The organism is Streptomyces sp. NPDC016640 (assembly GCF_043076215.1).
In the GTDB taxonomy this organism is placed as follows: Bacteria; Actinomycetota; Actinomycetes; order Streptomycetales; family Streptomycetaceae; genus Streptomyces.
Genome location: NZ_JBIBRG010000015.1, coordinates 91,202 through 111,910, shown reverse-complemented (window position 1 = coordinate 111,910; position 20,709 = coordinate 91,202). Strand labels below are relative to the sequence as shown.

Genomic DNA, 20,709 nt, shown 5'->3' with positions numbered 1-20,709 from the left:
CCATGGCCACCACCCTCGCCGGCGCCGGCCCACGTCTGTGGGCCCCCGTCCGGCACCGGTCCTTCCGGCTCCTGTGGACGGGGCAGGCGCTGTCCCTGCTGGGCGACGGCTTCAGTGTCGTCGCGTTCTCCTGGATCACCCTCGACCTGACCGGCTCCACCCTCACCCTCGGCTACGTCCTGGCCTTCCAGGCCGTCACCCGTGCCCTGTTCACCCTGGTCGGCGGCAGCCTCGGCGACTCGATGTCCCCGCGCGCCCTCATGGTCGCCTCCAGCTGGACACGAGCCGTCCTGATGGCGGCCGTCGGACTGGCCGGGCTGAGCGGGAACCTGACGGTGTGGATGCTGTGCGCCGCGGCCGCCGCCTTCGGCACCGTCGACGCCTTCTTCCAGCCCGCGCGCGTCTCCATCCTGCCCTCGGTGGTCGACGACGAACTGCTCACCCCGGCCAACGCGCTGATGGGAGCCGGCGCGCGGACCGCCGCCGTCGTCGGCCCGGCCATCGGCGGCCTGGCCATCGCACTCACCCAGGCGCCTGTCGCCTTCCTCGTCGACGCCGTCTGCTTCGCCCTGTGCGGCCTGTGCGTGGCCCGCGTCCGCACCCGCCCCGGGGCGGCCCGCACCGGCACGGACGGCACGCCCGAGAAGCAGGCGTCCCTCGTCGCCCGCATCCGCGAGGGCATCACGTACACCGCCCGCGACCCGCGGCTGCGGACCATCGTCGCCCTCGACACGGCCGTCAACTTCTGCTACGCCGGGCCGTTCACGGTCGGCTTCGTCACCCTCGCCGACCAGGTGCTGCGCGGCGGCTCGGCCACGCTCGGCGTGCTCAACGGCTCCCTCGCCGCGGGGGCCGTGCTCGGCACGCTCGCCGGCGGCGCCCTCGGCGGGCGGCCCAGGGTCGGCCTGCTGGTGGCCGCCCTGGCCGGCTGGCTCGGCGCGGGAATGGCGGTCCTCGGCCTGGTGCACAGCACCCCGGTCGTCGTGGCGACCGTCCTCGCCATGGGCTTCGCCATCGGATTCCAGGGCGTGTTCGGGCTGAGCTGGATCCAGCGGAACATCCCGCAGGACGTGCTCGGCCGTGTCGTCTCCGTCGACATGGTCCTCGGTTACGCCGTCGCCCCGCTGTCGCTGATCGTGTGCGGGGCGCTGGCCGGCAGGGACGTCTCCGCCCTGTTCGGGGTGGCGGCCGCGGTGCTCGCCGCGACCGGCCTGGCGGTGCTGGCGTCCAGGGCGGTGCGCGAGATGCGGTAGACGGCTCCTCGCCGGCCGGGACCTACTCCCGGGAGGCGGCCGACCGCGCGCACAGGTCCGCGCGGTTGGCCGCCCCCGTCTTGGTGATCAGGCTCGCGATGTGCTTCTCCGCCGTGCGGGGCGAGATGAACAGCCGGTCGGCGATGTCCTTGTTGCTGAGCCGCTCCGCGAGCAGCCGGAACACGTCGAACTCCCGCACGGTCACACCCTGGGCGCGCAGCTCCCGCGGGATCGAGCGGGTGCCGGAGCGGTGCTGGTGCACCGGGGCGCCGAAGCGGCGCAGTGCCGCCCGGCAGGCGCCGGTGACGGCCGCGACGTCCCGCTCGTGGAAGTAGTGCTCGGCCTGCCGCAGCCAGCCCACCGCATCGCCCCAGCCGTCCTGGTGCGCCGCCTCCGCGATCAGCCGCAGCCCCAGGTGCCGGGCGAGCGGATACGGTTCCGCTGCCGCCAGTGCCGACTCCACCGCGGCGACCGCGCGCGGCCCCGCGCCTTCCCGGCCCAGCAGCACGGCGTCGGCGAGCAGGACGAACTGGCGGTTCCACCGCATCCGGGCCATCGCGGAGGCGGTGATCTCCTCGTGCCGGGTCCGGTCCGCGTCACCGGCGAGCACGTCCAGCAGCAGGACCAGGCCGTGGATGCCGCCGAGGTGGTACGTGGAGGGGTTGTCCGCCTCCAGCGCCTGCACCGCTCGCAGTTCGGCGCGCGCCAGGTCGCGGTCCTCCTCCAGCAGCGCGCAGAAGGCCCGGGCCAGACCGAGGCTCAGCGGCTCCTCCTGCGAACCCGCGCCGTCCCATTCGGTGAACGCCGCCAGCGCCGCCTCCATCGCCGCCCGGTCCGCGCGGTGCGCCTCCAGGGCGGCCCGCGCCATCAGGACGTACCGCACGACGGGCGCCAGGCGCAGCCGTCGCGCCACCGCCAGGCAGTCCGCCGCGGCCGACCGCGCGGTCTCGTGGTCACCGCGCAGTACCGCGTCCAGGACGAGGATGCCGTCCACCGTGTGCACGATGTTCACCGAGCCGAGCCGCAGCGCCTCCTCGCGGGCCGCCAGCAGGCCGGAGGTGTCGCCCTCGGCGAGCCAGGCGTTGCCGCTCATGCGGGTGGCCGCGTACATGCGCTGCAGGGGCAGCCGGTGCCGCTCCGCCGTCTCCAGGGCCTGCCGGAGCATGTCCGCGGACTCCTCGGGGTCCCGCTCGCGGGCGACGGTGGCCAGCAGCTCCCGCGCCTGGCAGGCGACGACCGGCAGGCCGTGCCGCTCGGCGGCGTCGGCCGCCGAGCGGGCCAGCTTCTCCGCGTGCTGGGTGCGGTCCGGACCGGGGGTGTCCAGGGCGAGGTAGGCGGCCGTGACGTCGACGGCGGCGGCCGTCGCCTCGTCCGGGGCCGTCGCCAGGACCTCGCGGGCCCGGGCGACCTGCCGGTTGCCGTCGCTCCACCGGCCCGCCGTGTGGGCCACCTTGGCCAGCCGGGTGTGCAGCGTGGCCAGCCGTACGGCGTTCAGCCCGGCCCCGCCCAGCGCGTGCAGGTCCTCGGCAAGGTCGAAGGCGCGGGCGAAGTCACCGGCCTCCGCGAGCGCCGGCAGCAGGTCCTCCAGCACCGAGGCCCGGGCCTGCGGATCACCGGCCTCGGCCAGCAGCTCCTCGGCCCGGCTGAGCAGTGTCACCGCCGAACCCAGGGCGCCCGCCGCCAGGGCCCGCCCGCCGGCGTCCGCGTAGAGCAGCCCCGCCTCCACCCGGTCCCCGGCCGCGCAGTGCAGCCCGGCCGCCAGCGCGCACCAGTCGCCGTCGAGACCCGGGTGCAGTTCCTCGACGGCCCGCGCGCCGCGCCGTGCCAGTTCCGCGCGCTGCCCCGGCGTCATCTGCGTGAACAGCGCCTCGACGGTGGGGGAGTGGCGGAAGGAGTACCAGTCGGGGGCGGGCTCGTCGGGAATGACCAGCCGGGCGGCGACGCCCGCGTGCAGATGGCTCAGCAGGGTCCGGTCCTCGACGCCGGTCATGTGCTGGAGCACGGTGAGCGAGAAGCGGCGGCCCAGCACCGCGGCGGCCGACAGCAGCGTCAGGCCCTGCGCGCCCAGCCGGTCGATGCGGCGCAGGATGCCCCGGGCCAGCGTGGAGGGGACGTCGCGCCGCAGATCGCCGACCGTGCGCCAGCCGTCGCCGCCCTGCACCAGGGTGCCCGCCCCGATCATGGACTGCAGCAGTTCCTCGACCAGGTAGGGACTGCCCGCGCTGTCCTCCCACAGGCGGTCCGGGACCGCCGGCGGCACCTCCCGCGGGCCGTCCACCCCCAGAAGCGCCGCAGTCATCTCCTCCACCTGGGGCCGGGTCAGCGGCGGGAGTTCGGCGAGGGTGGCGACGCCCCGGCGGCGGGCGGACTGCGCCAGGTCCAGCGCGTCGCTGAGATCGGTCCGCACGGTGGCCAGCAGCAGGACCGGCGTGTACTCCAGGTTGTCCACCAGGTACTCGAGGACGCCGAGGGTCTCGGGGTCGGCGTCGTGCAGGTCCTCCAGCAGCAACAGCTGTCCCTGCCCGCGTCCTGCGGCCAGCAGCAGCCGCAGCACCGCCTCGCCCAGGATCACCATGGAGCTGCTCTCGCGCTCGCCGGTGTCCCACTCGGGTATCAGCCGTCCCAGAACCGGCCGGTACGGGCCGAGGGCCGCGTCGTCCAGGGGATCACCGCCGCGGAACAGCGGCATCAGCGCCTCGGTCAGCGGACGGAACGGCACCGCGGGCCCGGTGGTGCTGCTGCGGCCGCGCAGCACCCGCATCCCGGAGCCGAGCGCGCCGCCCACGGCCTCCGCCGCGAGCCGCGACTTGCCCACCCCGGCCTCACCGACCAGGAAGACGACGCCGCCCCGTCCCTGTCGCGCCTCGGCCAAGGCGTTGTCGAGCAGGCTGAGTTGGGGGTTCCGCCCGACGAGGGAAGGCGCATGGGAACGCATGAACGCAGATGATAAATCAGGATGTCGGGATCCGGGGCGGTCCGCATCGGCGGGGCCACGCACCGTGAACCCGCCCGGCCCCGGCGCGAAGCGGCCGTACACCGGGGCGGGAACGGGAGGTCCTGCCGGACGCACCGCGGCGCGGGCCCGCCCGGCGGGCCCGCGCCATCACGCGAAGTGAGGACCGCGCGGGGTCAGTTCGGCACGGAGACCGAGGTGTCCACCGAGGTCAGCGTGATGACGATGCCGCTGGTCAGCACCATCCCGGCCAGGACGCGGGCGCGGGCGCAGGCACGGTTGCGGCCGGTGAGCGTGATCCCGCCCGCCGCGTCCTGCTCCCCGGCGGCGTTCGCGGCGGCGTCGGCGGCGCTGTTCAGGTGCTGGTCCATCGGTGATCCCCTTCTGATGTCCGTACGAGGGTACGGGGGTGGAGGTGGAAGTGCCTCGGTTCGACGTGACGTGCCGGTCAGTGACCGGGGTGGGACAGGAGCAGGACGGACGGGACGGTGCCGGGGTGGGCGAGGCGCAGCAGCCCGTACCCGATGCCGGACAGCCCGTCGAGCAGTCCGGGGGAGGGAACGTGGTCGGGGGTGGCGCAGCGGTGGTTCTGCGCCTCGACGAGGGCGAGCGCCCGGCCTGCGTGCCGGGCGAGCGTTCCGGCGGCGGCCGGGTCGCCCCGTCCGGCGCGTACGGCCAGGGCTTCCAGCACGCCGAGCGTGCCCTGCCCGAGGCTGAGGTCGGGGCCCACGTCGGGGTCCACCGGCCGGGCCGCGGCGGGCCGGCCGGGTACGGGGGGCAGGTGGGCGGCGACGGCCGCCGCCCCGGAGAGCCCGTGGGACCAGGACGCCTCCGAGGGGGCCGCCCCGGTGCCCCGCAGCGCGGTGTCCAGCAGCGTCCGGGCGGCGGCCGTGTGCGCGGCGGCCTCCCGGGGGCGGCGGCCGGCGTACCGCAGCAGGGCCCACGCGATGCCCGCGGCACCGTCGGCGAAACCGGCGGGGAGGCCGTTCGCGGCGGCGGTCCCCGACGCCGGGGCCCTTCCGGGGCCGGACACCGCGCCGAGCAGCCGGTCCGCCAGGGCGGTCGCCAGCCGCAGCGCCGCCGGGTCGCCGGTCGCCTCGTGCACGGCGACGGCGGCGGTCAGGGCTCCGGCCGTGCCGCCGGCGAACCCCGGACCGGGTGAGGCGGACGCGGCGTGTCCGAGGGCGGTGAGCGCGTCGGGCAGGCAGTCCGCCGGCTCCGGGCCCAGCAGCGCCGACAGCCGCAGCACCGCGTACACGATGCCGCCGAGACCGTCGTACGCGCCCGGCCCGGCCGCCGCGCTCAGCTCGGGATCGTCCGCCAGGGCCTTCAGCAGGGCCGGCAGCGGGCGGACCGCCTCCCGGGCGAGCGCGGCGTACCGGCCCGCCCCGGCCAGCGCGTCCGTGTGCGCCAGGAACAGCGCCACCCCGCAGTAGCCCTGCGCGAGTCCGGCGCCCATCGGCAGCACCGCCCAGTGCGGGCCGGACACCCGCTCCAGGCCGAGCCAGTTGGTCCGGCCCCCGTCCCGCACCGCGCGGGCGGCGATCTCGTCGGCGATCCCGCACGCGGCGGCGAGCAGCCGGGACGCGTCGGGCGCGACGGCCGGCACCGGCTCCACCGCCAGTTCGGACCGGGGCCGGTCCAGCGGGGACCCCGCACCCCGTGCCGCGATCGTGGCCGCGATGATCCACTCCTGGTCGTGGCAGTCGACCTCGTCCATCCGGGCGATCTTCTCCCGGACCGAGGCCAGGCCCGCGACCGGCAGCAGGCCGGGCAGCCACGTGCCGTCGTCGGCCCGCACCGCGGTCCCCGACGGCCGGTGCGTGAACAGCGGGACGTCACCGCGCCACAGCGCCGCCGTCTCGTGCTCGACCAGCCGACGGCGCGCCTCGTCGTGCTCGGACTCCGTCCACAGCACCGCGAAGACCCCCTCCCGGGCGAGCGCGTCGCCGAGCAGCGACGGGTGGGCGGACTCCTCGAGGAGTGTCGCGTACAGGCGGGTGGCGCGGGCGACGAGCCGGGCGGGACGGTCCGCGCCGGACACCAACGGGCCGTCCTCGCGGAGCAGTTCGTGCCCGTCGGCGGCGAGCGCCGTGTACGCGGCACGGAAGCCCTCCAGCAGCGCGGCCCGGTGGTCGGCGCCCTCCAGGAGACGGCCGGCGGGCAGCGGCTGGTTGTGCGCCGCGGGGCTGGGCAGCGGTCCGCGCACGGCCCGCATGGTGTCCAGACCGCTGTCCCGCCAGCGCAGGCCCTCGCTCGGGTAGGTGCCGTCGGTGGACCGGCCGAGCGCGGAGACGTCCAGCGCCCCGTGCTCGCCGATCAGCAGGTGCGGCAGCAGACAGGTGCGGTGCACGGATGCCTGCAGCGCGTCCGCCGCCGGATCGGCGCCCGCCGTCATGGACTGCGCGAGCCCGGTGTGCAGCAGCGTCTCGGCGTCCACCAGGACCGGCTGGTCGCCGCAGGCGATGACGTTCTCGTAGTGCATGTCGGCGCCGTCCACCGCGTACAGCAGGGCCAGCAGCGCGCCCTGGCGCCGGTAGAAGGCGTCGGTCTCGGTCACCGACCGGCACCAGCGGTGCTCGACGAACTCCAGCCAGCCGTACGCCTCGCGGCGCAGACTGCGCGGGGTGCGCAGGTCCAGCCCGGGTACCTTGGCGTTGAGCCAGCCCACCAGGTCGTCGAGGAGGGCGTGCTGGCCGAGCGGACGCGGCTTGTAGACCAGCCGCTCGCCGGCGAGGTGCAGGACCGCGACGGACCGGTTCCCCTCGTGGGCGTCCCCGCGGCCGAGATCCACGCCGGTGAGCTCGCCCGGGTCGCGTCCGCCGAGGAGCCCGGCGGTCAGGTCCTCCCGGTCGGCCGCGAAACGGGCCGCCAGCTCGGCGGTGGCCGCGGTCGCGTCCAGTGCGGTCTGCGCGAGCATCCGGGCCAGTACCGGGCGGGAGGCGAACAGCGCGCCGAGGCCCTGCCGGGTTCCCGTGGCGGCGGTGAAGGCGTCGAACCGCTCACGGGGGCCTGCCCCGGCCAGCCGTCCGCCGCGCCGTGCCGTGTCGAGTTCGTGGACCAGGGTCCGTGCCGCCTGACGGACCAGCTGGTGCGTCAGGCGGCACGCGAGCGCCTCCCGCCACACGGCCGGTTCGGCGTCCGCGGGCAGCAGTTCGGCCAGCCGCGCGGTGGCGGCGGCGACGAGCGGCCGTACGACCGGGGCGAAGGCGTCGGGCCCCTCGCCCCTCCGGCCGACCGGCTCCGCCGGCTCCCGGGAGGCGCCGGCCAGGACGGCTTCGGCATACCGCGCCCAGCCGGGCTTGACGGCGCGGGCGGCCAGCCGCTCGGCGGGCTCGGCGGCCAGCGCCGCGGCCGTGGCCCGGTCCACACCGAGGTGGGCCAGCCGCAGGGCGAAGCCCCCGGCGTCCCCGACGGCCCACGGGGCGGGGCCGGCGGCGGCTTCGGCGGGCGTCCCGGGAAGGCCGGGTGCGGCGAGCCGTTCCGTGAGGGACAGCGCCGGTGCCCACCACGAGGGCGGGAGGTCGGCGCTCCGGGGAGTCGGGAGGCTGGCGGTCTCGGTCACGTGAAAGAAGGTCGCAGACCCCTGCGCCCCCCACATGGGTAAGCGTCCCCCATATTCTGCGCGGCCCCCGCCGCACCCGGTGCGCCGACCCGCCACCGGTCCGCGGAAGCCGCAGGTCGGCGGCCTGGGTACCGGCTCGGTGCGCATGGGTGAGGGGACGCCGCGGGGAAACGCGGTTCTGCGTGTTCGGCCCTTGTGCCCGCCCCCGGCGGGTGCGTCGGCACCCCCCGCGCCCCCGCTCCTCGGGGTACGGACCCCCAGGGGCCGCTCCACCCGCTCCCGCACCGGCCCCCGGGCCCCCGCCCGCAGATCACCGCCGCCGCGCCGGCCCGCCGGCGGCCGCGGTGCGACGGGCGGCGCGGTGGTCGCGGGGGAGCCGGTACCGACGGGGGCGGTCCCGGTGGCCGGAAAGGTGGGGGCCGGTTACCGATGCCGACGCACCCCCGCCCACGGCACGGTGATGCGCAGTCCCCACCGCAGAACCGGCCCGGAGCGCGTACGACCGGGCGGACGAACTTCCTAGGAGTAGCAGATGGGAGCACCCGTGACCGTCGGCGTGGTCGCCCTCGACCCGGTGCTGGAGGCCGGAACGCGCACCACCCTGCTGGCCTGCCCGGACCTGACCGTGTGCGAGCCCGCGGACGCGCGGGTCGCCGTCCTCACCGTGGACCGTCCCGGACCGGCCGAACTCGACATGGTGCGCGCCACCCGCGCCCTGCGGCACAGCCCCGCCGTCGTCCTGGTGGCGGGCGCCCTCGCCTCCGGTGACGCCCTGCACGCCCTCGCCGCCGGTGCCCGTGGCCTGCTGCCGCGCCGGGACGCCGACGCGCCCCGCCTCGCCCACGCGGTGCTGGCCGCCTCCCGCGACGACTGCACCCTGCCACCCCGTCTGCTCGAACAGCTCCTGGACCGCCCGGCCGACGCCCGGCACGGTACCGGGGGATGGACCGACGGCATGCTGTCCGACCGGGAACGCTCGGTGCTGCGGCTGCTCGCCGACGGCCACGAGACGGCCGAGATCGCCCAGCGGCTCGCCTACTCGCCGCGCACCGTGACCACCGTGGTCCACGACATCACCCAGCGGTTCCGGCTGCGCAACCGCGCCCACGCGGTCGCCTACGCGCTCCGGGCGGGCCTGCTGTGACCGCGACCCTGACCGCCGCGCCCCCCGTGCCCGGTGCCGGCACGACGTCCGCGCCCCTCGTCCTGCGCATCACGCCCTCGCCCGGCGCGGACCGCGTCCGCTGCGTGGCCCGCCGCGCCGGGCTGGCCTGTGCGCCGCCGCCGGCGCCGCCCGGGACCGTCACCGTGGTCACCGTGGTCGCCGCCGCCGGCGCCGCCCGGGCCCTGCGCGACCGGCGGGACACCGGTCCACTGGTCCTCGTGTGCGACACCGCCGACCGGACGGACCTGCGGCTCGCGCTGCGGGCCGGGGCGGTCGTCCTGCGGGCCGCCGACCTCACCGAGGAGAACCTGGTGGCCGCGGTGCGCCGCGCGGCCCACCCGCACCCGAGCATCCCCTACCCGGACCTCTCCCACCTGCTGAGCAGTGGTCCACGCCCCGGGGACCCGGCCGGCGGCGGCCGGCCCGCCCTGACCGCGCGTCAGGCCTCGGTACTGCGCCTCATGGCCGAGGGCCACGGCAACGCGGACATCGCCCTGCTGCTGCGCTGTTCCGAACACACCGTCAAAAACGTCATCTACGAGATCATGGCCCGGCTGCAGGCCCGCAACAGGGCCCACGCCGTCGCCCACGCCGTGCGCCACGGCCTGGTGTGACCCGGTGGGACCCGAGGACCCGAGGACCCGAGGACCCGAGGAGGGGGACGCGCGAACGGCGGCGGAGGACGAGGGGCCGCACGGGCCGCAGGCGCGCTCCCGCCCCCGCGGCCGGCCGTCCGCGGTTCCCGGCGGTCGCCGGACCGGCCGTCAGCCGGGGGGCGCGGGCAGCAGCCGCGGCTCGATCCGCTCCTCCACGGCCCGGTCGCCGTCCCGGAACACCACGTAGGCGCCCTTGTCCCGCTGCTCCGCCACCGCCTCGACCAGCTCGGTGCCGCGGTAGATCAGCCCCACACCGTCGTCGGTGCAGTGCGCCGTCGCGAAGACGCCCTCGGCGACCAGCCGGTGGGTCAGCGGACGCCGGCCTGCGTCGCTGTCGTAGTGCACCCCGTTGCCGTACGGCAGCAGCCCCAGCCCGTTGGTGACCGGACGGAGTTCGGGACCGAAGGAGTCCGTGGTGCCGCCCTGGTACCAGCAGAGGGAACCCGCGCTCACCCCGGCGAGCACCACACCGGCGCGCCAGGCGCGCCGCAGGATCTCGTCCAGCCGGTGCGCCCGCCACACGGCGAGCAGGTTGACCACCGAGCCGCCCATCACCCAGACCACGTCGTGGCCGAGCACGGTGCCCTCGACGTCGTCCACGTTCGGCATCGGGAAGAGGTGGAGCGGGGTGAGGTCGAAGCCCGCCACCCGGGCGGCCTCGCCCACCCGTGCCGTGACGTGTTCGGCGTCGCCCACCGCCGTACCCAGGTAGAGGACGCGGGGGCGTCTGCCGTGCACACCGGAGAGATCGACCGCGTGGTGGACCAGGGCGTCGAAGAGGACCCGGGTGCGTGCGCCGACGCGATGACCTCCGGAGGTGGCGACGATGGTCGGTTCCGGAGCGGTCACGCCGACGATCGTAGCGTGCCAACTCCCTTGTGTCGGTGAGTCATTGGTGAAGGCATCGCGCCCCAGGGCCGCGCGGGGCCCCGGACGGCGCGGGGGCGCCGGACCGCGCGAGGACGCCGCGACACCACGGCGGGGACCGGCCCGGTGGACCGGTCCCCGCCGTGGTCGCCCGTACGCCACCGTCAGGGCGTCCGCAGCCGCCGCCGCGTACCCCGCCGGGACCGGGACGTCCCGCACGCCCCACCCCGGTGCCGCGGCCCGGACGGGTCCAGCACGTCCGCGGACGGCGGACCGGACGGCGCCGGCGCCGGGGCGTGCGCGGGTGGGGCCAGGAGCCGGCCCGCCCGTGGATCAGACATCCGCCCCGGCCAGCCGGCGGCGCAGGCTGAGCGGGCGCATGTCCGTCCAGACCACGTCGATGTGGTCCAGGCACTCCTGCCGGCTGCCCCGCGTGCCCTCCGGGTGCCAGCCGGCGGGCACCTCGCGGTCCGCCCGCCAGATCGAGTACTGCTCCTCGTCGTTGCGCACCACGAGGTACACCTCGTCGGTGTCCGGACGGGCCTCGTCGGCGCCCGCGCCGGTCGTGGAGTCGGGTTGCGTCATGCTGAACCTCCCGCAGGTGGTGGGGCCGGCCGCAGGTCGGGGCCGACGCCGACAGCGTGCCGGGCGTCCGCCCGCCCGGGGCAGGGACGAACGCGCCGAGCCCGCGGCGCGCGTTGCTGCCGGATCTTCTCTGGTGCCGCGCCGCCCCGGCGCGGGACGGTGCTGCCCTGCCGGGGAGCCCGGCGTCCCGGCGGCGGCCACCGCCCGGCCGAGCGCCGTGGGCCTCCCCGCGCACCCCCTTTCCGGAAGGAGCACGTGATGTCGGACGAGCACGCACCGGTCCTGCTGCCGGGCGGAGGCTGGCGGCTCTGGGAGGAGTTCGCGCTGCGCGGCCCCGGCTTCCCCGCCGACGGCGTGCTGCGCCTGGCCCCGCCCGGCCTGGCCGAGGCCGCCGACAAGTTCGGCCCCGGCACCGATCTGTCCGGACCCGAGTGGCAGGCCTTCGCCGGGGAGCTGTCGGCGGCAGCCGTGGACACCGCCCGCCACCTCCAGGAAATCGCCGGCCGGCCCCGCTTCCAGGCGGCCCTCGCCTGGCAGAACCCGGCCGTGCTGCGCACCGGCATCGCGCCGTTCCTGCGCTGGACGCCGGGTGTGGACAAGCGCAGCAGCATGCCCCGCCAGCGCGAGGAGCTGGTCGCCCACTACTGGCAGCGGTTCTGCGTGAAGAACGACACCATCGGCTTCTTCGGCCCCGTCGGCTGGGGCCGCTGGGACCCGTCCGCGCCGCACGCCGTCACCGTGGACGCCGGCCGTGGCTTCCTCGCCGCGCAGGAGGTCTACTTCTCCGGCTGGGCCGTCGACGCCCTGGCCAAGGTGCTCGCCGAGGACGAGGAGCTGATGCGGTGGATCCCGCCGCGCCGGATGTCCTTCGTGCGCTGCGAGGACGGCGCGGTACGCGTCCCGGGCCGGCCCGCCCAGCCCGTCGGGGAGCTCCAGCAGGCCGTGCTCCGGCACTGCGACGGCACCCGGCACACGGCCGCCATCGCCGCCGACCTGGACCTGGACCCCGACGAGGTCGCCGACACCGTGGAGGAACTGGTCCGCCGGCGCTGGGTGGCCCGGCGCCTGGAGGTGCCCGCCGCCACCCACCCCGACCTGGCCCTGCGCCGGATCCTCGAGCGCGTCCCCGACGAGGCCGCCCGCGACCGGGCCCTGGACAGGCTCGCCGTGCTGGAGCGCGGCCGGGACGCCGTACGCGCCGCCGGCACCGACGCCGCCGCGCTGACCGCCGCGATCGGCTCCCTGGAGGCAGACTTCGCCGCTCTCACCGACAGCGAGGCCCAGCGCGCCAAGGGCGCCCGCACCGCCCCCTGCCGCGGGCTGGTGTACTCCGACTCCCGGCGGTCCGCCACCGCCACGGCCGGCCCCGCCCTGCTGGAGCACCTGGAACCCCTCCAGCTGTGCCTGACGGCCGCCCGATGGATGACGAACCGCTTCGCCGACGCCGTCCGCGCCCGGCTGCGCACCGTCCACGCCCGCCTGAGCGCCGACGGCACCCCGGTGGACCTCGCCACCCTGTGGATGCACACCCTGCCCTCCCCGCACCCCGACGCCGGCGACCTGATCGACGCCGCCCAGGCCGAACTGCGCGCCAAGTGGGTCCGCATCCTCGACCTCCCGCCGGGCGCCCGCCGCGTCCGCCTGACCACGGCCGAGCTGGCCGACCGCGTGCGCCGCGAGTTCGACGAGCCCGGCGACGGCTGGTCCCTCGCCCGCTACATCAGCCCCGACGTCCTGGTCGTCGCCGAGGACGCGGACGCCCTCGCCCGTGGCGACGTCGACCTCGTCCTCGGCGAGATGCACTGCGCGCTGAACACCATGGGCGCCTCCCTCTTCGTCCACCAGCACCCCGACCGCGACCGGCTCGTCGCCGAGACCACCCGCGACTTCCCCGGCCCCCGCCTGCTGCCCACGCTGCCCAAGGAGCTCCCCCTGAAGTGGTCCACCCGCAGCCGGCCCTCCCTGGACCGGCCCGAGGACCACTACGTGACCCTGGTCGACCAGACCGGCGACCCGTACCGCCCGAACTCGGTGCCGGGCGCGGACGTCCGCGTCGAGGACCGGGACGGCCGCCTGACGGCCGTCCTGCCCGACGGCACCGTCCACGACGTCCTCGACGCCTACGCCAACACCCTCACCCAGCGCGTCATGGACCGCTTCACCCTCCGTCCCGAGGGCGAGCACACCCCGCGCATCACCATCGACCGCATGACCGTGGCCCGGGAGACCTGGCGACTGCCCGTCTCCGAAGCCGACTTCGCCGACGACAAGGACGAGGCCGCCCGGTTCGTCCGCGCCCGGCACTGGCAGCGCCGCCACGACCTGCCCCGCTTCGTGTTCGTCGTCTCCCCGGCCGAACCCCGCCCGTTCTACGTCGACTTCGACAGCCCCGTGTACGTCACCATCCTCGCCAAGGCGGCCCGGCGGCTCGCCCGCAAGGACCCCGGGGCCCGCCTGAAGGTCAGCGAGATGCTGCCCACCCCCGAACAGGCCTGGCTCACCGACGCCGACGGGCACCGCTACACCTCCGAACTCCGTTTCGTGGCCGTCGACCTGACCGTCGCCGGCACCCGGGAGGCGTGATGCGCACCGTCGCCGACGACCTTGCCGCGCACGGGGCCCGCCACCCGGCCCGCGTCGCGCTGGACACCCCCGCGGGGCAGGTCACCTACGGCCGCCTCGCCGCCCGTACCGACGAGCTGACCCGGCTGCTGCGCGCCCACGGCGTCCGGCCGGAGACGGTGTGCGCCGTCGCCGTCGAGCACGGCGCCGACGCGGTGGCCGCCATGGCCGCGGTCCTGCGCTGCGGAGCCGCCTTCCTCACCCTGGACGTGGCCCAGCCCCGCGACCGGCTCGCGGCCTTCGTCAAGAGCGCGGGCACCCGGCTGCTGCTGACCACCTCCGCACACATCCGCGCCCTGGACCCGGACCTGCCCACGATCCTGCTGGACGGCCCCGCCACCCCGCCGGAGAGGCCCGCGGCACCGCCCGCCCGGGTCGACCCGCGCGCCCTGGCCTACGTCAGCCACACCTCCGGCAGCACCGGCGAACCCAGCCCCGTCCTCGTCGAGCACCACGCGCTCGACGCCTACCTGCGCGACACCGCCCGCGCCTTCGGGCTCGGCCCGGACACCGTGGCCCTGCAGACGGCACCGCTCGGCTACGACGCCTCCATCCGGGACACCTTCGCCCCGCTGCTGGCCGGAGCCCGCCTGGTGATCGTGGAACGCTCCCGGCTGCTGCGGCCGGCCGACTTCGCCCGCACCGTACGCGAACACCGGGTGACCGCACTGCTCAGCACCACCCCGTCCTTCCTGGCCCACCTGGCCGGGCAACCGGATCTGCCCGACCCGCTGGACGGCGTCACCCTGGTCGCCTCCAGCGGCGAGTCCCTGCGCCCCTTCCTCGCCGCCGGCGGACGCCGGGCGGTCCCGGGCACGCTCGTCAACCAGTACGGCCCGACCGAGTGCACCATGACCACCACCCGCCACCGCGTCCCCGCCGAGCCCGACACGGCCACGGACGTGGTCGGAGTGCCCCGCCCCGGCACGGTCGTCCGGGTGCTCGACGCCGACCTCGCACCCGTTCCCGAGGGCACCGTGGGGGAGGTGTACATCGGCGGCGCGGGCGTCGCCCGGGGCTACGGCGGGCTCCCGGCCCGTACCGCCGAGCGCTTCGTGCCCGACCCCTGCGGTCCGCCGGGCGCCCGCCTCTATCGCACCGGCGACCTCGGACAATGGGGCCCGCAGGGCCTCGTCTACGCCGGGCGCACCGACCGGCAGGTCAAGATCCGCGGCTACCGCGTGGACCCCGCCGAGATAGAAGGGGCCCTGCTCGCCCATCCCCGCGTCAGCGGTGCCGTGGTCACCGCGCACACCGACGACCGGGGACGCACGTACCTGGTGGCCCACGTCACCGGCGGCCCGGCCGCCACGGACGCGGAACTGCGCGCCCACCTGGCCCGCTCGCTGCCGCCGCACCTGATGCCCCGGCACTTCCGGCGCCACGACGCGCTGCCCACCACCCGCGGCGGCAAGGCGGACCGCCGCCGGCTGGTCGCGGGGAGCGCCCCGTGACCGCCACCGGGCTGCGGCCGGTCACGGCCACCGCCCTGCCCGGCCCCGCCGACGTCGCCGCGGCCGCCGCCCGCATCGCCCCGCACGTCCGCCGCACGCCCCTGCTGAGCGGCCCGGTGCCGGCGCACGGCACGGAGCTGCTGCTGAAGGCCGAACACCTCCAGCACGGCGGCTCGTTCAAGACGCGCGGAGCCGCCAACGCCCTCCTGGCGCTCGGGGCCGAGCGGGTCGTCACCGGCTCGTCCGGCAACCACGGCATCGCCCTCGCCCGGCTCGCCCGCTCCCTCGGCATCCGCCTGACCGTCGTCCTCGCGGCGGGCGCGGACCCCGCCAAAACCGCCGCCATCCGCGCGCTGGGCGCCGAGACCGTCCGAGTGGGCGGGGGAGTGGCCGAGCGGGAGGAGCGGGCCGGCGCGCTCGCGCAGGAGACCGGCGCCACCCTCGTCCCCTCCTCGGACCACCGCCTGGTGGTCGCCGGGCAGGGCACGGTCGGCACCGAACTCCTCGCCGACGCCCCCGACACCGAGACGGTGTACGTCCCGACCGGCGGCGGCGGACTCCTCGCCGGCGTCTGCCTCGCCGCCGCGGGCCACCCGGTCCGGGTCGTCGGCGTCGAACCGGCCCGCGCACCCCGCTACGCCCGCTCCCTGGCCGCCGGGCGCCCGGTCCAGCTGCCGCCCTGCACCACCGTCGCCGACGGCCTGCGCGGCCAGCGGCCGGGACGTGTTCCCTACCCGATCATCCGTGACCGCGCCGACGACCTGATCGCCGTCGGCGACGCCGAGATCCTCGCCGCCGCCGCCCTGCTGCACCGCCTCGGCGTCGAGGCCGAACCCAGCGGAGCCGTCGCACTGGCCGGAGCCCTGCGGGCCGGCCGCCGCGAACGGGCGGTGGCCGTCGTCTCCGGCGGCAACACCCCCGCCCGCCTGCACACCCTGCACCAGGCAGGAACCTGCGACCCCACGGGAACGACCGTGGCAACCACCACCGAGGAGCACGCATCATGACCGAGAACGCCGCGACCGCCACCCGCACCGCCGACCTGCTCGTCGACATCTTCCGCGAGGTGCTCGGCCTGTCCGACGCGACCGAGGACACCGACTTCTACGAGGCGGGCGGCGACTCGCTCACCGCCTTCCAGATCACCGGCCGCCTCGAGGAGTTCCTCGGCGCGGAGGTGCCGGTCTCCCTGGTCTTCGCCTATCCCACACCGCGGGACCTGGCCGAGGTCGTCGACACCGACTACGGCCGCGCCTGACCCCGCGGCCACCACCGCGCACCCACCGTGCGCCCCGCCCCCACGAGGACGGCGGCCCGGTGCGGGCCGCCGCCCCTCCACACCCACCGCCGGACAGCCACCCCGTCCGCCCGTACGAGGTCTCCGCCCGCCCCCACCCCGCCCGCCCCCACCCCGCCCGCCCCCACCCCGCTCGCCGCCCACCCGGCGGGCCCGTGCCCCTCCGCCCGTCCGTCCCCCGCGCCCGCAAGGAGAGCCCTGCCATGACCGAAGACCTCCCACCGTCCCTCGGCCGCTGGCGCCTGTGGGAGCAGTTCGCGCTGCGCGGCCCCGGCTTCCCCGCCGACGGCGTGCTGCGCCTGGCCCCGCCCGGACTGGCCGAGGCCGCCGACAAGTTCGACGCGGACGCCCCCCTAGACGGCGCCCCCTGGGAGGATTTCGCCCGCCTCTTCGCCGAGGCCGCCGTGGAGAGCGCGCACACCCTCCAGGACATCGCCCGCCTGCCGTCCTTCCGGGAGGCCGTGGCCTGGCAGAACCGCCCGGTGCTCACCTCCGGCATCGCGCCGTTCCTGCGCTGGACGCCGGGTGTGGACAAGCGCAGCAGCATGCCCCGCCAGCGCGAGGAGCTGGTCGCCCACTACTGGCAGCGGTTCTGCGTGAAGAACGACACCATCGGCTTCTTCGGCCCCGTCGGCTGGGGCCGCTGGGACGCCGCGACGCCCGGTGCCGCCCTCGACACGGGGTCCGGACTGGTCGCCGAGTCCACCGTCTACTGGGCGAGCTGGGGCATCGACGCGCTTGCCAGGACACTGGACGCCGACCCCGGCCTGCGCGAGTGGATCGCCCCCCGCCGGGTGCCCTTCGTCACGGTGGACTGCGGCCGGGTCCGCGTGCCCGGCAGGCGGCCGGTGACGGTCCCCGCCGAGACCGCGGCCGTCCTCGCCCTCTGCGACGGTGTCCGCCCGGCACGGGCGATCGCCGCCGCGCTCCCGGACCACGACGTGCCCGCCGTCCTCACCGACCTGGTCGCCCGCCGCTGGGTGGCGTGGCGCCTGGAGGTCCCTGCGGGCACCCACCCGGACCGGGACCTGCGGACCTGGCTGGAGACCGTCGGCGCGCCCGGACCGCGCCGGCGCGGGCTCGCCGCGCTGGACCGGCTGGAGGAGGGGCGCGCGGCGGTGGCGGCCGCCCGCGACGTGGACGCGCTGGTCGGCGCGCTGACCGATCTGGAGCGGGACTTCACCGAGCTGACCGACACCGCCGCCGTACGGGAGAAGTCCGCGTCGACCGCGCCGTGCCGGGCGCTCGTGTACCACGACTCCCGCCGGTCCGCGACGGCTCGCCTCGGCCCCGAGGTGCTGGAGGCGCTGCGTCCGCTGCGGCTGCTGATGGACAGCGCCGGATGGCTCACCTCACGGCTCGCCGCCGCGCTGCGGACCGGTATGCGCCCGGTGTACGAACGCCTCGCCTCCGAGGGCCCGGTGGACCTGGCCGCCTTCTGGTTCGCGTGCCTGCCGGTGCTGCACGGCACCGTGCGCGCCACCGCCGGCGAACTCCAGGAGGAGTTCGCCGCCACCTGGCGGCGGATCCTCGCGGTCCCCCCGGGCGCCCGCCGCGTGGACGTCCGCTCCGCGGACATCGAGGCGGCGGTGCGGGAGGAGTTCCCCGGTTCCGGCGGCTGGACGGCTGCCCGCTACCTCAGTCCGGACATCATGATCGCCGCCGACGGCACCGAGGCGGTGGCCCGCGGCGACTTCACCCTCGTTCTCGGTGAACTCCACCTGGCCGCCAACACGCTGGGCGCCTCCCTCTTCACCCACCAGCACCCGGACGTCGGCGAGCTGGTCCGTCTCACCGACCGGGACCACCCCGGCCCGCGCCTGCTGCCGCTGCTCCCCAAGGAGCACCGCGCGCGCCTGTCCACCCGGGTCCGGCACACGCTGACACGGCCCCAGGACTACCAGGTCGCCCTGACCGACTTCACCGCGGACCCCACCCGTCCCCGGGCCGTGCGCAGCGCCGACGCCGTCGTCGAGGAGCACGAGGGCGACCTCGTCGTCCGGCTCCCGGACGGTGCGAGGTTCCCGGTGACGGACGTCTTCTCGCACGTCCTGACCACCCTGTCGATGGATCTCTTCCAGCTCCTGCCGCAGGACGGCCACACTCCGCGCGTCACCCTCGACCGGCTGGTGGTGGCCCGGGAGACCTGGCGACTGCCCGCGGCCGAAGCCGACTTCACCGACGACAAGGACGAGGCCCGCCGCTTCGTCCGCGCCCGCCGCTGGCGCGCCCGGCTCGGCCTGCCCCGTTACGTCTTCGTCGTCTCGCCGACCGAGTCCCGGCCGTTCTACGTCGACTTCGACAGCCCCGTCTACGTGACGATCCTCGCCAAGGCGCTGCGCCGACTGGGCCGCCGGGATCAGCAGGGCATGGTCACGTTCACGGAGATGCTGCCCACTCCGGAGCAGACCTGGCTCCGCGACGACGAGGGACGGAGGTACACCTCGGAACTGCGCTTCGTCGCGTTCGACACGGCAGCGGGCTGACCGCTGGCTGCCGTCCGGCGGCACGCTCCGCCGGCCTCCGCGACGAAGCTGTGCGGACGCCGGCTCACGGGCGGGCGCCTCACCCGAACGTGGCCGGCGGAGGCACGGCGGGCCCCGGACGGCGACGCGCCGTGTGCGTTCGTCGCGCACCCGAGTGGTTCGCGCGATCTCGGCTCGGTCTTCAGCCTCCGGTCGCCGGACGGGTCTCGTACGCGTTCGCCCGGAGCAGCGATCACGGCGTGTCGCAGCGGCCTTCGCCGGTCAGTGTTCTCCCGGAGCGGCCCCGCCGCTGTGTTCCGCCGGTTCCGGGCCGGCCTGGCGCCCGGCACGCCGTGCCGCCGCCACCGCGCCGAGGAGCGCGCCCACAGCGAGGACGACCAGCCCTCGTAGCCACACCCGGCCCTCGATCTGCGTGGCGAGCAGGACGCATGAGGCCGCGCCCAGCACCGGCAGCACGGTCGGGGCCCGGAAGTGCGCTTGCGCTCCGGGGTCGCGGCGCAGGACCAGCACGGCGATGTTGACCATGAGGAAGACCACGAGCAGCAGCAGGACCAGAGTGGACGCCAGGGCGGCGACGCTACCGGTCAGCGCGAGGAGCATGGCCGGCACGGTGGTGGCGGCGATGGCGGCCCAGGGCGTGCGACGGCCCGGCAGCACCTTGGCCAGGGGCGAGGGCAGCAGGCCGTCGCGGGCCATGCCGAAGGCGAGCCGGGAGGCCATGATGCCGGTGAGCAGGGCGCCGTTGGCGACGGCGACGAGCGCGATGGCGCTGAAGAGGAGCGGGGGCACCCCGCCCGCTTCCCTGACGACCTCCAGCAGCGGGCCGCTGGACGCGGCGAGCCGGTCCGTCGGCACGGCCGCCGAGGCGGCGATCCCCACCAGCACGTAGACGGCTCCGGCGGTGGCCAGGGCGCCGAACAGGGCGCGGGGGTAGGAACGGCGCGGGTCGCGGGTCTCCTCGGCGACGTTCACGGACGTCTCGAATCCGACGAAGGAGTAGTACGCGAGGACGGAGCCGCTGAGGACGGCGGCGGCCGCCCCCTCGTCCGCGGTGCCGAACCGGGTGAGCCGCCCGGGGTCGCCGTCGCCGCTCAGCAGCAGCCACGCGCCCAGGGCGACGATGATCAGCAGTCCGCCGACCTCGACGACGGTGGCGACGACGTTCGCGCGCATCGACTCCTTGATGCCGCGCGCGTTCAGCAGGGCCAGCAGGGCGAGGAACACCACGGCGACCAGACCGACGGGCAGGGTGACGAAGGCCGACAGGTAGTCGCCGCCGAAGCCGCGGGCCAGGGCGGCGACCGAGACGATGCCGGCGGCGAGCATGCAGAAGCCCGCGAGGAAACCGGCGAACGGGCCGAACGCCCTCGTGGTGTAGTGGGCGGCCCCGCCGGCCCGCTGGTACTTGGTGGCCAGCTCGGCGTAGGAGGCCGCGGTCAGCATGGCCAGCAGCAGGGCGACGGCGAGCGGCGCCCACACCGCTCCGCCCGCGTCGGCGGCGACCTGGCCGACCAGTACGTACACCCCGGCGCCCAGGACGTCCCCCAGGATGAAGAAGTACAGAAGAGGGGTGGTCAGGGCTTTCTTGAGGGCCGGGCCGTCCGGGACGGCCGCCGGCCGCTGCTTTCTCGCTGCTGGCATACCGACCCGTATCCCCCGCGACACAGGACTCACGCATGAGGCCCGCGGCAGCGGCCGACCGGGGTACGGCCACCGGTCCGTCGCCGACGAGCCGGCCCCTCTCCCGCGCGGTCCCGTCGTCCTCCGGTTGCCCGCCCCGGCGTTCCGCGGCCTGTTGCGGCGGCT

The 20,709-nt window shown here is 76.4% G+C and carries 14 protein-coding genes; 8 read left to right on the top strand and 6 right to left on the bottom strand.

The window, feature by feature from the left end:
* The first annotated feature begins 2 nt into the window (after nt 1-2).
* Complete coding sequence (locus ACF07S_RS27065) at nt 3-1,253, top strand: MFS transporter (protein ID WP_391966724.1); 1,251 nt, start codon at nt 3-5, stop codon at nt 1,251-1,253.
* 22 nt (nt 1,254-1,275) lie between these two features.
* Here the strand turns inward: ACF07S_RS27065 and ACF07S_RS27060 are convergent, their stop codons facing one another.
* The 3 genes from ACF07S_RS27060 to lanM all read right to left on the bottom strand — a co-directional run bounded on the left by ACF07S_RS27060 (nt 1,276) and on the right by lanM (nt 7,771).
* Complete coding sequence (locus tag ACF07S_RS27060) at nt 1,276-4,188, bottom strand: AAA family ATPase (protein WP_391975347.1); 2,913 nt, start codon at nt 4,186-4,188, stop codon at nt 1,276-1,278.
* 194 nt (nt 4,189-4,382) lie between these two features.
* Nucleotides 4,383-4,577 (bottom strand): hypothetical protein, encoded by a 195-nt coding sequence (locus ACF07S_RS27055; protein WP_391966722.1) that lies wholly within the window; start codon nt 4,575-4,577, stop codon nt 4,383-4,385.
* A gap of 77 nt (nt 4,578-4,654) precedes the next feature.
* Entirely contained in the window at nt 4,655-7,771 is a 3,117-nt protein-coding gene (gene lanM, locus ACF07S_RS27050; RefSeq protein ID WP_391975346.1) for a type 2 lanthipeptide synthetase LanM, read from the bottom strand.
* A 532-nt stretch (nt 7,772-8,303) separates the two neighbouring features.
* Between lanM and ACF07S_RS27045 the strand changes: the two genes are divergently transcribed.
* Both ACF07S_RS27045 and ACF07S_RS27040 read left to right on the top strand, forming a co-directional pair.
* Entirely contained in the window at nt 8,304-8,915 is a 612-nt protein-coding gene (locus ACF07S_RS27045) for a LuxR C-terminal-related transcriptional regulator (RefSeq protein ID WP_391966720.1), read from the top strand.
* Complete coding sequence (locus ACF07S_RS27040) at nt 8,912-9,550, top strand: response regulator transcription factor (RefSeq protein ID WP_391975345.1); 639 nt, start codon at nt 8,912-8,914, stop codon at nt 9,548-9,550. Before ACF07S_RS27045 ends, ACF07S_RS27040 begins: the two co-directional genes overlap by 4 nt.
* Nucleotides 9,551-9,700: 150 nt before the next feature.
* Here ACF07S_RS27040 and ACF07S_RS27035 read toward each other — a convergent pair whose 3' ends face one another.
* On the bottom strand, nt 9,701-10,441 hold the full coding sequence (locus ACF07S_RS27035) for a Type 1 glutamine amidotransferase-like domain-containing protein (protein ID WP_391975344.1): 741 nt from the start codon (nt 10,439-10,441) through the stop codon (nt 9,701-9,703).
* Nucleotides 10,442-10,792: 351 nt separating this feature from the next.
* Nucleotides 10,793-11,044: an MbtH family NRPS accessory protein gene (locus tag ACF07S_RS27030; RefSeq protein WP_184765747.1), complete on the bottom strand. Its 252-nt coding sequence runs from the start codon at nt 11,042-11,044 to the stop codon at nt 10,793-10,795.
* Nucleotides 11,045-11,302: 258 nt separating this feature from the next.
* On the opposite strand from ACF07S_RS27030, the gene ACF07S_RS27025 reads away from it, so the two are divergent.
* From ACF07S_RS27025 to ACF07S_RS27005, 5 genes are all read left to right on the top strand, one after another.
* The gene (locus ACF07S_RS27025; protein WP_391975343.1) at nt 11,303-13,627 is read left to right on the top strand and encodes a lantibiotic dehydratase; all 2,325 of its coding nucleotides are present in this window, start codon (nt 11,303-11,305) and stop codon (nt 13,625-13,627) included.
* On the top strand, nt 13,627-15,120 hold the full coding sequence (locus tag ACF07S_RS27020; RefSeq protein ID WP_391975342.1) for an amino acid adenylation domain-containing protein: 1,494 nt from the start codon (nt 13,627-13,629) through the stop codon (nt 15,118-15,120). Before ACF07S_RS27025 ends, ACF07S_RS27020 begins: the two co-directional genes overlap by 1 nt.
* Nucleotides 15,117-16,127, top strand: a complete 1,011-nt coding sequence (locus tag ACF07S_RS27015; protein WP_391975341.1) for a threonine/serine dehydratase — start codon at nt 15,117-15,119, stop codon at nt 16,125-16,127. Before ACF07S_RS27020 ends, ACF07S_RS27015 begins: the two co-directional genes overlap by 4 nt.
* Nucleotides 16,124-16,378, top strand: a complete 255-nt coding sequence (locus ACF07S_RS27010) for an acyl carrier protein (RefSeq protein WP_391966714.1) — start codon at nt 16,124-16,126, stop codon at nt 16,376-16,378. The genes ACF07S_RS27015 and ACF07S_RS27010 overlap by 4 nt, the downstream gene beginning before the upstream one ends.
* Before the next feature lie 242 nt (nt 16,379-16,620).
* Nucleotides 16,621-18,903 carry a lantibiotic dehydratase gene (locus tag ACF07S_RS27005; RefSeq protein WP_391975340.1) on the top strand — a complete coding sequence of 761 codons (2,283 nt, stop codon included), beginning with the start codon at nt 16,621-16,623 and terminating at the stop codon, nt 18,901-18,903.
* 261 nt (nt 18,904-19,164) lie between these two features.
* Here the strand turns inward: ACF07S_RS27005 and ACF07S_RS27000 are convergent, their stop codons facing one another.
* Complete coding sequence (locus ACF07S_RS27000) at nt 19,165-20,544, bottom strand: APC family permease (protein ID WP_391975339.1); 1,380 nt, start codon at nt 20,542-20,544, stop codon at nt 19,165-19,167.
* Nucleotides 20,545-20,709: the final 165 nt, after the last annotated feature.

What these genes read in the sequence shown, in the direction of transcription:
- ACF07S_RS27030 (WP_184765747.1), bottom strand. Translation starts at nt 11,044, where the DNA reads ATGACGCAACCCGACTCCACGACCGGCGCGGGCGCCGACGAGGCCCGT.
- ACF07S_RS27000 (WP_391975339.1), bottom strand. Translation starts at nt 20,544, where the DNA reads ATGCCAGCAGCGAGAAAGCAGCGGCCGGCGGCCGTCCCGGACGGCCCG.
- ACF07S_RS27065 (WP_391966724.1), top strand. Translation starts at nt 3, where the DNA reads ATGGCCACCACCCTCGCCGGCGCCGGCCCACGTCTGTGGGCCCCCGTC.
- ACF07S_RS27045 (WP_391966720.1), top strand. Translation starts at nt 8,304, where the DNA reads ATGGGAGCACCCGTGACCGTCGGCGTGGTCGCCCTCGACCCGGTGCTG.
- ACF07S_RS27020 (WP_391975342.1), top strand. Translation starts at nt 13,627, where the DNA reads ATGCGCACCGTCGCCGACGACCTTGCCGCGCACGGGGCCCGCCACCCG.
- ACF07S_RS27025 (WP_391975343.1), top strand. Translation starts at nt 11,303, where the DNA reads ATGTCGGACGAGCACGCACCGGTCCTGCTGCCGGGCGGAGGCTGGCGG.
- ACF07S_RS27060 (WP_391975347.1), bottom strand. Translation starts at nt 4,188, where the DNA reads ATGCGTTCCCATGCGCCTTCCCTCGTCGGGCGGAACCCCCAACTCAGC.
- ACF07S_RS27005 (WP_391975340.1), top strand. Translation starts at nt 16,621, where the DNA reads ATGACCGAAGACCTCCCACCGTCCCTCGGCCGCTGGCGCCTGTGGGAG.
- ACF07S_RS27010 (WP_391966714.1), top strand. Translation starts at nt 16,124, where the DNA reads ATGACCGAGAACGCCGCGACCGCCACCCGCACCGCCGACCTGCTCGTC.
- ACF07S_RS27055 (WP_391966722.1), bottom strand. Translation starts at nt 4,577, where the DNA reads ATGGACCAGCACCTGAACAGCGCCGCCGACGCCGCCGCGAACGCCGCC.